The sequence below is a fragment of the Chryseobacterium sp. SC28 genome, from assembly GCF_003932955.1.
Taxonomy (GTDB): domain Bacteria; phylum Bacteroidota; class Bacteroidia; order Flavobacteriales; family Weeksellaceae; genus Epilithonimonas.
In genome coordinates, this window is sequence record NZ_QOVY01000021.1 from 26139 (window position 1) to 39552 (window position 13414).

General features: G+C 39.3%; 13 protein-coding genes. 12 read left to right on the top strand and 1 reads right to left on the bottom strand.

Going from position 1 to position 13414, the window contains the following annotated elements; all coding sequences use genetic code 11:
- Positions 1-3 precede the first annotated feature (3 nt).
- The 7 genes from DTW91_RS10855 to DTW91_RS10885 all read left to right on the top strand — a co-directional run bounded on the left by DTW91_RS10855 (position 4) and on the right by DTW91_RS10885 (position 7782).
- The gene (locus tag DTW91_RS10855) at positions 4-1965 is read left to right on the top strand and encodes a DEAD/DEAH box helicase (protein WP_125203398.1); all 1962 of its coding nucleotides are present in this window, start codon (positions 4-6) and stop codon (positions 1963-1965) included.
- The gene (locus DTW91_RS10860; RefSeq protein ID WP_059333868.1) at positions 1958-3169 is read left to right on the top strand and encodes a GIY-YIG nuclease family protein; all 1212 of its coding nucleotides are present in this window, start codon (positions 1958-1960) and stop codon (positions 3167-3169) included. The genes DTW91_RS10855 and DTW91_RS10860 overlap by 8 nt, the downstream gene beginning before the upstream one ends.
- 471 nt (positions 3170-3640) lie before the next feature.
- Positions 3641-4516, top strand: a complete 876-nt coding sequence (gene era, locus DTW91_RS10865; RefSeq protein WP_125203399.1) for a GTPase Era — start codon at positions 3641-3643, stop codon at positions 4514-4516.
- Between the two features lie 147 nt (positions 4517-4663).
- Positions 4664-4996, top strand: coding sequence for a translation initiation factor (locus tag DTW91_RS10870; protein ID WP_125203400.1), 333 nt, complete (start codon positions 4664-4666; stop codon positions 4994-4996).
- 187 nt (positions 4997-5183) lie between these two features.
- Positions 5184-6038 (top strand): nucleoside phosphorylase, encoded by an 855-nt coding sequence (locus DTW91_RS10875; RefSeq protein WP_125203401.1) that lies wholly within the window; start codon positions 5184-5186, stop codon positions 6036-6038.
- 152 nt (positions 6039-6190) lie between these two features.
- Entirely contained in the window at positions 6191-6529 is a 339-nt protein-coding gene (locus DTW91_RS10880; protein ID WP_125203402.1) for a hypothetical protein, read from the top strand.
- Between the two features lie 95 nt (positions 6530-6624).
- The gene (locus tag DTW91_RS10885; protein ID WP_125203403.1) at positions 6625-7782 is read left to right on the top strand and encodes a M20/M25/M40 family metallo-hydrolase; all 1158 of its coding nucleotides are present in this window, start codon (positions 6625-6627) and stop codon (positions 7780-7782) included.
- Here DTW91_RS10885 and DTW91_RS10890 read toward each other — a convergent pair.
- Entirely contained in the window at positions 7749-7967 is a 219-nt protein-coding gene (locus DTW91_RS10890) for a hypothetical protein (protein WP_125203404.1), read from the bottom strand. The genes DTW91_RS10885 and DTW91_RS10890 overlap by 34 nt on opposite strands.
- A 100-nt stretch (positions 7968-8067) precedes the next feature.
- On the opposite strand from DTW91_RS10890, the gene DTW91_RS10895 reads away from it, so the two are divergent.
- From DTW91_RS10895 to DTW91_RS10915, 5 genes are all read left to right on the top strand, one after another.
- A complete protein-coding gene (locus tag DTW91_RS10895) occupies positions 8068-9252 on the top strand; it encodes a sigma-54-dependent transcriptional regulator (protein ID WP_125203405.1) in 1185 nt (394 codons plus the stop codon).
- Between the two features lie 100 nt (positions 9253-9352).
- Positions 9353-10735: an MATE family efflux transporter gene (locus DTW91_RS10900; protein ID WP_125203406.1), complete on the top strand. Its 1383-nt coding sequence runs from the start codon at positions 9353-9355 to the stop codon at positions 10733-10735.
- 94 nt (positions 10736-10829) lie between these two features.
- Positions 10830-12593 (top strand): arginine--tRNA ligase, encoded by a 1764-nt coding sequence (gene argS, locus DTW91_RS10905; protein WP_125203407.1) that lies wholly within the window; start codon positions 10830-10832, stop codon positions 12591-12593.
- A gap of 50 nt (positions 12594-12643) precedes the next feature.
- Positions 12644-12970, top strand: coding sequence for a hypothetical protein (locus tag DTW91_RS10910; protein ID WP_125203408.1), 327 nt, complete (start codon positions 12644-12646; stop codon positions 12968-12970).
- 96 nt (positions 12971-13066) lie between these two features.
- Positions 13067-13306 carry a hypothetical protein gene (locus DTW91_RS10915; RefSeq protein WP_125203409.1) on the top strand — a complete coding sequence of 80 codons (240 nt, stop codon included), beginning with the start codon at positions 13067-13069 and terminating at the stop codon, positions 13304-13306.
- Positions 13307-13414 lie beyond the last annotated feature (108 nt).

A 13414-nucleotide genomic window follows, 5' to 3' on the forward strand; every position in this document is an offset into this window, starting at 1 on the left:
CCAATGCCAAATATAGTACACGTAACATACGACCAAACAGGAAAAAGCAAAAGTACCAATCCTTTAGGTATGCGGGAAATGCAGGAAAAAGCATACGAAGGGAGAACTGCTCAATACTTATTACTTAAAGCACCGCCAGCATCTGGTAAATCGAGGGCTTTAATGTTTATTGCCTTGGATAAATTGCAACATCAAGGCATTAAAAAAGTAATTGTTGCTGTTCCTGAAAAATCCATTGGAGCATCTTTTGGCACAACAGAACTAAAAAAATACGGTTTTTTTGCCGATTGGAATCCCAATCCAAGATACAACCTATGTACGCCAGGCGAAGAGAAAAGCAAAGTAACGGCATTCTTAAACTTTTTAGAATCTGACGAACAAATTTTAGTGTGTACACACGCCACGTTGCGTTTTGCATTTGATGGTTTGGACGTAAAAAAGTTGGATGATACTTTGGTTGCTATTGATGAATTTCATCACGTATCAGCAGAAGGAGACAATATCTTAGGACAAGTGTTAAAAAGCATTATGGCAAATTCCAGTGCTCATATAGTTGCTATGACAGGTTCATACTTTAGAGGTGATAGTGTTCCTGTTTTAATGCCAGAAGATGAAGCAAAATTCACGAAAGTAACCTATACTTATTATCAACAATTAAACGGCTATGAATTTTTAAAGTCGTTAGGTATTGGCTATCACTTTTATACAGGCAGATATTTCAAAAAAAATCCTGAAACAGGAATTTCTGCTTTAGCAGAAATATTAGATGAGAATCAAAAAACCATTATTCATATTCCGAGTGTAAACTCTGCCGAATCTTCAAAGCTTAAACACGATGAAGTTGACCATATTATTGATGTTTTGGGAACAATAGAATATCAAGACGAAATCACGGGAGTGATTCACATAAAAAGTCACAAAACAGGCAAGATTTTGAAAGTTGCAGACTTAGTTCAAGACAATCCAAAATCAAGGGATAAAATAAGTGGATATTTACGTGAAGTGAAATCGGTAGATGATATTGATATTATTATTGCTTTAGGAATGGCAAAAGAAGGCTTTGATTGGCCTTATTGTCAACACGCTCTAACAATAGGTTATAGAGGTTCGTTGACAGAAATTATTCAGATTATAGGTAGAGCTACGAGAGACAGTAATAACAAATCTCACGCACAATTTACCAACCTCATTGCTCAGCCTGATGCTCAAGATGATGATGTGAAATTGTCTGTAAACAATATGTTAAAAGCCATTACCGCGTCTCTGCTTATGGAACAAGTTTTAGCCCCAAACTTCAAGTTCAAACTAAAAAAAGATGAGGATGATGAAGACGAAGATGATGAGAAAACTATCAAAATTAGGGGTTTTAAATTACCCACTTCACAAAGAGCCAGAGACATCATTGAAACAGATCTAAATGACTTAAAAGCAAAGTTATTACAAGACCCTCAGATGCTTAAAGCAATGCCGGGCAATGTTGAACCAGAGGTTATTAATACAGTTCTAATTCCTAAAATAATCCGCGAAATTTATCCTGACTTAAGTGATGATGATATTGAAGCCGTTAGACAACACGTGGTTGTTGATTCTGTTATAAAAAATAGTACTATTGAAGAACAAGGCGACAAGAAATTTATAAGAATGGCAGGTAGTTTCGTAAACATTGATGATATTCATATTGACTTGATAGACCAAGTAAATCCTTTTCAAAAAGCTTTTGAAATTTTATCAAAATCGGTAACTACTCAAGTTCTAAAATTGATTGATGAACATATTCAGTCTACTAAATTTGAAATGACCGAAGAAGAAGCGATTTTGTTATGGCCAAAAATCAAAGAATGGGTCAAGAATAATAATGGAGAACAGCCAAACATTCAAGCGTTTGACCATAAGGAAAAAAGAATGGCGGAAGCACTAGTTTTTTTGAGAGAACTAAAACGTAAAAAAGCATTGGCAAATGGCTAAGAAGAAACTAACAATAGACGATATCTTTGATGATGACGATTTTGGCTTGTTAGATTCTAAAGCCAAAGCTTCCTCTGTGAAAACAGATGAAGAAAGACTTATTGATTCCTTTGAGGAAATAAATTCATTCTTTGTTAAAAACAATAGAGAGCCAAATAAGTCGAGTATGTCTGAATATGGTTTGATGGCAAAATTGAAAAACTTTAGAGAAAATGAAGCTCAAAAGAAGATTCTAAAACCATTTGACAGGTATAACTTATTGGGCTACGTTGAATTGGAAAAAGCAACAATTGATGATATTCTGAATGAAGAGGATGAACTTGGTTTATTAGATTCGGATAAGGATTTGGACATTTTCAAATTCAAACACACACCAAAACCAGAAGACAGAGCTGAGACAGATTTTGTTGCACAAAGAAAGCCAATTAAAGAAAAAGAGTTTGAAAAATATGAAGTACTGTTTCAAAAAGTACATAAAGAAATTAAAGAGGGAAAAAGGAAGATAAAGCCGTTCAAAAACATTGAAAAAAATCTTCACGTAGGTGATTTTTATTTAATGGATGGCATCCTTTTGTACTTGGAATCTGCGAATTTGAAAACAGAAGAAAAAGAATTAGGTTCAGGAAACAGAGTTCGCACAGAAGGACGTACGAGAACAATTTTTGAAAATGGAACTTACAGCAATATGCTTTTTCGTTCCTTAGGTAAACAAATCCAAAAAAACGGAAAATTGATTACCAATACTTATGAGAAAATCGAACAAGACTTATTTGTTAATACGGGACTTTTAAAGGAAGAAGATATACAATTAGGTTGGATTTATGTACTGAAATCAAAATCAAGCAACACTCAAATAGCAAACATTAAAGACTTATATAAAGTTGGTTTTGCCAGAAATTCAGTAGATGAGCGAATAAAAAATGCAAAGAATGAAGCGACCTATTTATTTGCGGACGTACAGAAAGTAGCGACTTACAAAGTGTATAACAGAAATGCTGACAAATTAGAAGGTCTTTTACATAGATTTTTCGCCAATGCTTGTTTAGACATTGACTTGTTTAATGAAAAAGGACAAAGACTAAATCCGAGAGAATGGTTTGTAGTTCCTTTTGAAGTTATTGAAGAGGCAATTCAGTTGATTTTAAATGAAAACATAGTAAACTACGAATACGACCCTGCTGAGAAAAAGATTAAATTGAAATAAAGTAAAAAGACAAGGACAGTGCTTTCTATTAATTATGCAACGTCAGTTCAGTACACAAACTGACGTTGTTAAAGCAATCTGAATTTAGATATTGTGAAATAACACTTAAAATTATTTATATTTGCTATGAGCTAACGGAAACACGTTGAAAAGCAAAGCAATAAGCACCGTTACCAAATCGTTACCTGACTTCTTTGATAATCTCTATAAAAGGCTTGTATTCAACCGATACAGCTTTTTCCTGAAAACTTTAAAATAAAAAAATCGGCTCAAATTTGACCGATTTTCTCAGGATGAATGTTGATGATTTAAATTAAAAATATTTTTTTTGAATGGATAGATAACTTGCTGATACATTTAATATTATGATTTATAGAAGCATAACCTTAGAAATTCCTTAACTTTGCACGATCATTTCTACAATTGAGTGTTTAAATTTTAATTAATCATTTGGTTATTTAACTCAAGTCAATGCACAAAGCAGGATTCGTAAACATCGTTGGGAAGCCAAACGCGGGAAAATCTACTCTTCTCAATCAATTGATGGGAGAGAAGTTGGCTATCGTGACGCAAAAAGCGCAAACCACCAGACATAGAATTTTCGGAATTTACAATGAGGACGATCTTCAAATCGTTTTTTCAGACACGCCCGGCGTGCTCGATCCCAAATATGGTTTGCAGGAAAAAATGATGGATCTCGTGAAAGATTCTTTGCAGGACGCCGATGTGTTTTTGTACATCGTGGATGTGACGGATAAAGGCGAACAGTCCGAATTCCTCATCGAAAAGCTCAACAAAATCCCCGTTCCGGTATTGATATTACTCAATAAAATAGATCAAACCAATCAGGAAACCTTGGAGAAAATCGCAACCGAGTGGCACGACCGAATCCCAAAAGCCGAGATTCTGCCCATTTCTGCGCTTAACGCCTTTAATACCGATATCATTCTTCCAAAACTAAAGGATATGCTGCCGGAAAATCCACCGTATTACGATAAAGAAATGTACACCGACAGGCCGGAACGTTTCTTCGTCAATGAGGCCATCCGTGAAAAAATCCTTTTGAATTACGAAAAGGAAATTCCCTACGCTGTCGAAGTGGTGACGGAGCAGTTTAAAGAAAAAGAAGGCATCATTTTTATAGATTCTATCATCTATGTGGAGCGCGATACGCAAAAAGGCATCATCATAGGCCACAAAGGCGAAATGATCAAAAAAGTGGGGACAGAGGCGCGCATCGATTTAGAGAAATTTTTCGGCAAAAAAATCCATCTCAATCTTTTCGTCAAAGTGAAAAAGGACTGGCGAAAAAACGATAGAGATCTCAAAAACTTTGGTTATCATTAGATTACATTTATTGCCAAGCTGTTTGGCGGATTGTGCTTTGTTCCCATTGATCTGAGGAAAATAAGTGAAGTCTGGGACAAATTCAAACTATATTTTGGGAGCAAACATAATTAGGATTATCTTTAAACCCTTTTTAAATGTGATATAATGGACTTGAGAGACCAATTGAAGAAGCTTTTTCCGGAGCACGATGAGCAGGATTTTGAAATGCCCAATGAAGAGAAAGAAAACTTCAAACAGAAAGAACCACTCGTTTGCAAATTCGAGAAGAAAGGCAGAAACGGGAAACCCGTCACCATCATAGAAGGCTGGGAAGGCGACGACGAAAGTCTGAAAGAAATATCGAAAAAAATCAAAACAAAACTCGGAATCGGCGGCTCGGAAAAAGACGGCGTCATCATCATCCAAGGCGACAACCGCGACAAAATAATGACCCTCCTAAAAGAAATGGGCTACAAAACAAAACGGGTCGGCGGGTGAAAAAAATGGGGTTAATTGTTAATTGTTAATTGTTAATTGTTTTTTTGTTCGAGTTTTGTGACCAATCTATCATCTATCATCTATCATCTATCATCTATCACTTATCATCTATCACTTATCATCTATCAATTATCATCTATCACTTATCATCCATCATTTATCTTAATAATCAAAACTCAAATATAAAATGATCAATACATTAGCAGCTTCCGAGTTGGTTCTGAATGAGGACGGCAGCGTCTATCATCTCAATCTTTTACCTGATGATCTTGCCGAAAAAGTAATCTTGGTGGGCGATCCGGACAGGGTTCCTAAAGTATCCCAGTATTTCCATACAGTCGATTTAAAAAAGAACAAACGTGAATTCTACACGCACACGGGAACCCTGCGCGGCGAAAGAATCACCGTAATGTCCACCGGAATCGGTACAGAAAATATCGATATCGTGATGAACGAGCTGGACGCACTGGTGAACATCGATCTGAAAGAAAAAAAATTCAAAACCGAGCACAGCGCCTTGCAACTTTTCCGGATGGGAACTTGCGGCAGCGTAAACCCCGACATCGAAGTCAATAATATGCTGGTGACGGAAAATGTGGTTGGTCTGGACGGGCTTTTGCATTTCTATCAGGATTATGAATTTGAAAATGAATTCAGTAAGAATTTTCTAGCCAAATTCCCTTACGAAAAGATCAAGCCAATGCTGTACTTTTCCGACTGGGCAGAGGATATTTCCGATTATTATGCCGATGCAAAATACAAAGGAAACACTGCCACTTTCCCGGGATTTTATGCACCGCAAGGTCGTCAATTAAGACTGAAAGCTTTGGATGATCAATTCCTTGAAACCCTGAATGACCTCGGCGTCTCCAACTTCGAGATGGAAACTTCGGCAATCTACGGTTTATCTAAATTATTGGGTCACAAAGCATTGACGGTAAACTGCGTGATCGCCAACAGAAGACGCGGCGAGTTTGCCGCCGACCACCACGCTTCAGAAAAAATGATGATTGAGTGGGTTCTGGAAAGGATCATTAAATAGAAGTTAGAAGTTAGAAATTTATATGAAGACGAAATTGCTTTTTGGTTTTATTTATAGTTTAATTAACATTCGTTAAGAATTTGCGGCATTTTAATTGGATAAGAGATACTATCAAATCAAATTTTTCAATTTTAACTCCAAAAACAAATATTATGAGCACCGAAGAACAAAATTACAACGAGGCAGAAAGAGCAGTAAATCAAACTGAAAACTCTTTAGAAAATGCCGCCGATAGAGCTAAATTTACCGTCAATGAGTATGCAGACGAGGCAAGAAGCTATATCGAAGAACAAAAAGCAAAAAATGAAGAACCTACAAAAGAAGGTTTTTTTGAAAGACTGAAATCCAGTGCAGCAGAGACTTGGGAAGATACCAAAGATTTTGCAGACAAAGCCTGGGACACCGTCAAAGATACAGCCTCCGACGCATGGGAAAAAACCAAAGATGCAGCCGAAGATGTAAAAGCTGAAATCAGAAAAGCAACGAATTAATTTTCAAGTTAGTATATAGTTTTTCACAGAGGAAGGAGAAGACCGTTATCAAGTCTTCTCCTTTTTATTTATATTTGCCGACAATACTTTGACAAATGAAAAACTTACTGTTCTCGTTGATATTTTTTGGTTTTTTCGCCAATTCCCAAACATTCAATCAGGATTATGCCAACGTCAGCAACTTGGTTTCGCAGGCAAACATCAATACCTATTTACTGGAATTCGAAGCACTGGGAGTGAAAACCACCGGTTCGGCGGCCAACAATAATGCATTCCTCTGGCTGAAGAATAAATATCTGTCCTTTGGATACAAAGAAGCCGACATCGCTCAAGACAATTTCACCTACAACGGGAAAAGCACCTCCAACATCATCGTTACAAAAACAGGAACCAAATATCCCGACACCTACCTCATCGTTTGCGGCCATTACGATACCATCACCGGAACGGGAACCAACGACAACGGAAGCGGCGTCTCCGTCATTCTGGAAGTGGCACGGCTTCTGAAAAATATTAATACAGAATATTCTGTTAAATTCATCAATTTCTCAGGAGAAGAGCAGGGGTTATTGGGATCGCAGCATTACGTCAACACTGTTGTAAACGCCACAAATCCTAAGATGAATATCCGACTTGTGCTCAACATCGACGAAGTCGGCGGCGTGAAAGGACAAACCAACGACACCATCACCTGCGAAAGAGACGAGTCCGGCCCAAGCCTCAACAACAGCGCATCCAACACCTTCACGCAACAACTCATGAATTGCGTCGCACTCTATTCGCCATTGAAAACGCACCTCAGCTATGCCTACGCCTCAGATTACATGCCTTTTCAATCCAATGGCGAAGCAATCACGGGTCTGTTTGAATACAACCAAACGCCTTATGCCCACACCGCGAACGACAAGTACGTCAATCTGGATCCGGTTTATATCTACAATATTGCCAAAGCCACAACCGGTGCCGTTCAGCATTTTGCAGTAGCAGGCCAAACTTTGGACATCGGCACGCCCAAAGATATCGTAAAAAGTTTCAGTTTGTATCCCAATCCTGCCAAGAATTATCTACAACTGGAGTTTCCAAACAGTAAAACACAACATTTCAAATTTACCATCTTGGATTTGCAAGGCAACATCCTGATCCAAGCCGAAGATCAAACCAGAGTCGATATTTCTTCGCTTCCAAAAGGCCTCTATTTGGGTACTTTCGCGGTTGAAGATCAGGCCATTACGAAGAAGATCATCGTAGAATAAATTAATAATAAGCTGTTGGTTTGCGAAATCTGAGAATTTTTTGGGCAATCCCCTCGCCACTGCTTTCCAGCCGCTCGGGTCGCGCTATCCGCTATTATCTTTTTCTTGCCAAGGCTCTTTCCAAAGCTAAGAAAAAGGATAGCCGCTACTATCGCTATTGCAAGGTCGGTTTCGGCATTCAACATCGGTTTTGCTTTTGAAACGAACAATCTTCCCCATCTATTTTTCCATAAACAATCTTAATAATTTAGTTGGACAAAATCAAAAATTACTATCTTTGCAACTATGCAGAAAATCTTAATCGTAGAGGACGAAAAAGCAATATCCGGCGTTCTACACAGCATTTTATCGGACGAGCTTCCTGATTACCATATCGAAATTGCCGAAGATGGTCTGGAAGGTTTCAAATTCATAGAGAAAGAAGATTTTGCGTTGGTCATTTCCGATATCAAAATGCCCAAAATCTCCGGGACCGAACTCCTGAAACAAAGTTTGGAGCTGAAACCCGAGAGCACTTTCATTATGATCTCCGGCCACGCCGACATAGAAACCGCCGTCAGCTGCCTGAAAGAAGGTGCTTACGACTTCATCTCCAAGCCTATCGATATCAACAGGCTGATAACCAGCGTCAAAAATGCATTGGACAAAGGCAATCTTCAAAAAGTCAATTCCCACCTGAAGCAGGAAAATTCCCAGTTGAAGAAAAAGGTGAGTAAAAAATATCAAATGGTGGGCGAATCGGCTGCGCTCAAAAAGATTCAGGAAATCATCGACAAAGTGGCCGTGTCGGATGCCCGAGTGCTCATCACAGGTCCCAACGGCGCCGGCAAAGAACTGGTGGCACACGCCATCCATTCGCAAAGCGAGCGTTCCCGAGGTCCGATGATCGAGGTCAACTGCGCCGCCATACCTTCGGAACTCATAGAAAGCGAATTGTTTGGTCACGTGAAAGGCTCGTTTACCGGTGCCATCAAAGATAAATCGGGAAAATTCGAGCAAGCAACCGGCGGAACCATTTTTCTGGATGAAGTCGGCGATATGAGTCTCGTAGCCCAAGCCAAAGTGCTGCGAGCCTTGCAGGAAAGCAAAGTTTCGCCGGTCGGCAGCGACAAGGAAATCAAAGTGGATGTCCGCGTGATCGCGGCCACCAACAAAAACTTGGCAAAAGAAATAGAGAAAGGAAGGTTTCGTGAAGATCTCTACCACAGGCTTTCTGTGATAGAAATCAACGTGCCGTCTCTCAACGATAGAGTCGAAGATATTCCGTTGCTGGTAGAGCATTTTACCAACCTTATTGCTTCGGAAAATGGTTCTGTGCCAAAGAAATTTGACGACAATGCCATCAAAGCATTGCAACAGTACGACTGGACCGGCAACATCCGCGAGCTTAGAAACGTTGTAGAACGGCTGATCATCTTGGGAGCCGATCCTGTAACCGCCGATGATGTCGCCAATTTTGTGAAAAAGTAAACTTGATTAAATAATACATTTAACCGCAGTTTCTTCTGCGGTTTTTTTTTGAAAAAAATGAATGTGCGACGCGGACTTTCATTTGAAACAGATTTTAAACATGAAATTTTTAGATAAACAATACACACGGCAAGGACTAAAATTGGCTTTTCCTGTGATGGTGACGCAGGCGGGGCAAGTGTCCGTCAACCTTTTCGACAATATTATCGTGGGGAAACTTCTGGGAGCAGAAGCCTTGGCGTCGGTTTCTTTGGGAAATGCCTTGTTCTTTTCCATTTTCGTCTTGGCGCTGGGATTTTCGTTTGCGATGCCGCCTTTGGTTTCGGAGGCTCATTCGCAGGGAAATCACACCACCATCAACTCGGTTTTCAGACACGGATTTGTCCTCAATCTGGGTATTGGGCTCTTACTGATGATTTTGCTTCTGGCCGGGCTGCCACTCATCAAATATATGAATCAGCCTGCAGAGGTCATTCCCAATACGATTAGCTTTCTCAGCATTATGGCTTTTTCGGTCATTCCTTTTATGATGTTTCAGACTTTGAGAGAACTTTCGGAAGGCCTGTCGTTCACGATTGGCGTGACGAAAGCCACCATCATTGCGAATGTGATCAATATTGCCTTGAATTACATTTTCATCAAAGGACTTTTCGGTTTGCCGCCAATGGGCGTTCAGGGTTCTGCTTTGGCAACGCTCTTGGCAAGAATTTTTATGGTGGTTTTCCTTTATTATATTTTAATCCGAGAACCAAAAACCAGGCGATACATCAAAGATTTTTCTCTGAAAATTACCGAATTCAGCAAAGCGATGTTTAGCACGATGTTCAAACTTGGCTTGCCAACGGCTTTACAAATGTTTTTTGAGGTTACCGCTTTTTCGGCAGCCGCTTTCATCTGCGGATTGGTGAGTTCTCAGGATATTGCTTCGCACCAGATTGCTTTGTCTATGGCCTCGTTTACATTTAATCTTTGTGTCGGATTCAGCGTGGCTTCCACGGTGATGATCGGGAACAAAATGGGCGTGGGCGATTTTGTGGGGTTGCGGAAAATTGGCATCAATAACTTCAAGTTGGCTTTGATTTTTATGAGTTTTTGTGGGATCATATTTATTATTTTCAGGAATGTTCTGCCTCATTTTTTCACGAAAGAAAGCGATGTTGCGGTCATCCAGTTGGCTTCCAAACTTTTGATTATCGCGGCGTTTTTCCAATTATCAGACGGAATCCAAGTTACGGCACTCGGTTGCCTGAGAGGGATTCAGGATGTGAAGATACCGAGTATGATTACATTTTTGGCCTACTGGGTTTTCACGATTCCGGTTGGGTATTTCCTTTGTGTGACGATGGCGATGGGCGCTTTTGGGATGTGGATCGCTCTTGGAATAGGACTGACGATTTCGGCAATTCTTTTGGTCAATCGGTTTTTGAAACTGAGCAAACGGAAAGTAATGTTGATTAATAATGAAGAATTAATCGTGAATTAATTGTTGTCTCTACGCAAATTGTCATCAATTATAATTGGAATGGAACATCAAAAAGCTATTATAAATTTTTAAATTTGCAACACAAAATTCTGAAATGAATATCACGCAACATATACAATCCAAAATATCCGAAATCGTCCCAAAACTTTATCCCGCAGAAGGCCTGGATCTGGATGTTCAAAAAAATAAAACCGACTTCGAAGGCGATTTCACCATCGTTATTTTTCCATTGGTAAAACTAGCCAAGAAAAGTCCGGACGCGATTGGGAATGAACTTGGAGAAGCCCTCAAAAACGAAATCGATTTCATTGAAAGCTTCAACATCGTGAAAGGTTTCCTGAATCTTAAATTGAAAGACGAGGTTTTTGCAAATCAATTGTCCGAACTTCAGAATGATTTTGAAAATGTAACACCGAAAAATGCGACGGTAATGGTTGAATATTCTTCACCGAATACCAACAAGCCATTGCACCTGGGCCACGTCAGAAACAACCTCTTGGGCTTCTCTGTGGCCGAGATTTTGAAAGCCGATGGCTACAAAGTCATCAAAACACAAATCATCAACGACCGCGGCATTCACATTTGCAAATCGATGTTGGCTTGGAAGAAATTTGGGAACGGCGAAACACCTGAATCTACCGGTTTGAAAGGCGATAAATTGGTTGGGAATTACTATGTGGAATTTGATAAATTATATAAATCCGAAATCAAAGCGATGGTTGCCGACGGCATAGACGAGGAAACCGCGAAAAAGCAGGCGCCAAGCATCATCGAGGCTCAGGAAATGCTTTTGAAATGGGAAAATAATGACCCGGAAGTTCGACAACTTTGGGCTATGATGAACGCTTGGGTTTACGAAGGTTTCAACGAGACGTATTCCCGGTTGGGCGTTGTTTTTGACCAAGTTCAATACGAAAGCAATACCTATATTCTTGGAAAAGATTTAATTCAAAAAGGTCTTGAGACAGGCGTTTTGTACCGAAAAGAAGATGGCTCGGTTTGGTGCGATTTGACCGACGACGGTTTGGATCAAAAACTGCTTTTGCGTTCCGACGGAACTTCGGTTTATATGACGCAGGATCTTGGAACTGCGGTGCAACGCTTCGAAGAAAATGATATTCAAAAACTGATTTATACCGTTGGAAATGAGCAGGATTATCACTTCCAAGTCTTGTTTAAAATCCTCAAAAAACTGGGTTACGAATGGGCCGATCAGCTTTACCATTTGTCTTACGGAATGGTGGAACTGCCTGAAGGAAAAATGAAATCCCGAGAAGGAACCGTGGTTGACGCAGACGACTTGATTGACGAAATGTATCAAACTGCGAAAGAAAAATCCCAGGAATTGGGCAAAATGGAAACACTTTCGGATGAGGAACGGGAAAAATCTTACGAGACCATTGGCTTAGGGGCTTTGAAATATTTCATTTTGAAAGTAGATCCGAGAAAGAAAATGCTTTTCAATCCTGCGGAAAGCATTGATTTTAACGGAAATACAGGATCATTCCTCCAATACACTTATGCGCGAATCCAGTCGCTTTTGGCAAAGGCCGAATATTCCGGTAAAGAAAACTTCGGAGCTTATGTTCCAAATGAAGATGAGAAAGATGTGATAATGCTTTTGGCAGAATTCAAGGAGGTAATTGCACGTTCTGCGGAGTCTCTGAGTCCCGCTTTGGTGGCGAATTACGTTTATGAATTGGTGAAATCTTACAACTCCTTTTACCAAAACCATCCCATCGTAAAACAAGAAAATCCGGAGGCCAGGCGGTTCCGTCTTCAACTGTCGGACTTGGTGGGGAAAACGATCAAGAAAGCGTTGTCACTTCTAGGAATCAGGGTGGTGAATAGAATGTAAAAACCATTAAACTCCAAAACATTACAAAAAAACAACCATTTGAAATTCAAATGGTTGCGCTTGTAAAATGTAGACCCCACAGGGATTTAGGGATAAAGACCGACATCGAAACAGATATTGAAAAAAGAAATGAGATGTGTGAGAGTCTGGTTCCAGTATCGGAAATTCTAAAAATTTTGACGAGCTGGTTTCGGAATTGCCCCCAAGAGGAAATTCCTATTGACAGTGCATGCAGTAACTGTAATGAATACGATGCCTGTCGAAATTTAAATAAAATATGCTGGAGGGATGAGATTAAAGCATATGGAAATGATAAGTGGTATTTCCCGGATGTTGCATGCCCGAAAGCCCCGCCCTTAAAATATCACATTGAGTAAAAAACACAAATAGCATATCATTTCTATATGTTGGTGTTTTTTCCTAATATGTGTAATATTTTTATGTTTAGAATTGTCTTTTTATAAAATGCACAAATGAAAAAACCTTTATTTCTCGTTTTCTTTATATTCTGTATAAATTGTGCGTTTTCACAAGTAAAAGATTCTATCAAAATAGAAAATATCCAAGAAGTTGTTATTAAAGGAAAGAAAAAGCAACTGGAACAAACTGAAAAAGGAAACATACTGAATGTTGCAGGAACAGCCTTGGAGCAAAAAGGAAATGCCGCCGAAATACTAAAATTTTCACCCAATGTAAGTAAAGTTGGAGTGTAATCTCACCCACTTTAGGCACACTCAAAAGTAGAGTTTTTTGTTAATAATTTATTGTTGTTGTTGTAAAAATTTTGTTGGAATGTGGGAAACTCGTTGGCTTTGGCTTGG

What these genes read in the sequence shown, in the direction of transcription:
- DTW91_RS10875 (WP_125203401.1), top strand. Translation starts at nt 5,184, where the DNA reads ATGATCAATACATTAGCAGCTTCCGAGTTGGTTCTGAATGAGGACGGC.
- era (WP_125203399.1), top strand. Translation starts at nt 3,641, where the DNA reads ATGCACAAAGCAGGATTCGTAAACATCGTTGGGAAGCCAAACGCGGGA.
- DTW91_RS10910 (WP_125203408.1), top strand. Translation starts at nt 12,644, where the DNA reads ATGGTTGCGCTTGTAAAATGTAGACCCCACAGGGATTTAGGGATAAAG.
- DTW91_RS10900 (WP_125203406.1), top strand. Translation starts at nt 9,353, where the DNA reads ATGAAATTTTTAGATAAACAATACACACGGCAAGGACTAAAATTGGCT.
- DTW91_RS10880 (WP_125203402.1), top strand. Translation starts at nt 6,191, where the DNA reads ATGAGCACCGAAGAACAAAATTACAACGAGGCAGAAAGAGCAGTAAAT.
- DTW91_RS10885 (WP_125203403.1), top strand. Translation starts at nt 6,625, where the DNA reads ATGAAAAACTTACTGTTCTCGTTGATATTTTTTGGTTTTTTCGCCAAT.
- DTW91_RS10870 (WP_125203400.1), top strand. Translation starts at nt 4,664, where the DNA reads ATGGACTTGAGAGACCAATTGAAGAAGCTTTTTCCGGAGCACGATGAG.
- DTW91_RS10915 (WP_125203409.1), top strand. Translation starts at nt 13,067, where the DNA reads ATGAAAAAACCTTTATTTCTCGTTTTCTTTATATTCTGTATAAATTGT.
- DTW91_RS10890 (WP_125203404.1), bottom strand. Translation starts at nt 7,967, where the DNA reads ATGTTGAATGCCGAAACCGACCTTGCAATAGCGATAGTAGCGGCTATC.
- argS (WP_125203407.1), top strand. Translation starts at nt 10,830, where the DNA reads ATGAATATCACGCAACATATACAATCCAAAATATCCGAAATCGTCCCA.
- DTW91_RS10855 (WP_125203398.1), top strand. Translation starts at nt 4, where the DNA reads ATGCCAAATATAGTACACGTAACATACGACCAAACAGGAAAAAGCAAA.
- DTW91_RS10860 (WP_059333868.1), top strand. Translation starts at nt 1,958, where the DNA reads ATGGCTAAGAAGAAACTAACAATAGACGATATCTTTGATGATGACGAT.
- DTW91_RS10895 (WP_125203405.1), top strand. Translation starts at nt 8,068, where the DNA reads ATGCAGAAAATCTTAATCGTAGAGGACGAAAAAGCAATATCCGGCGTT.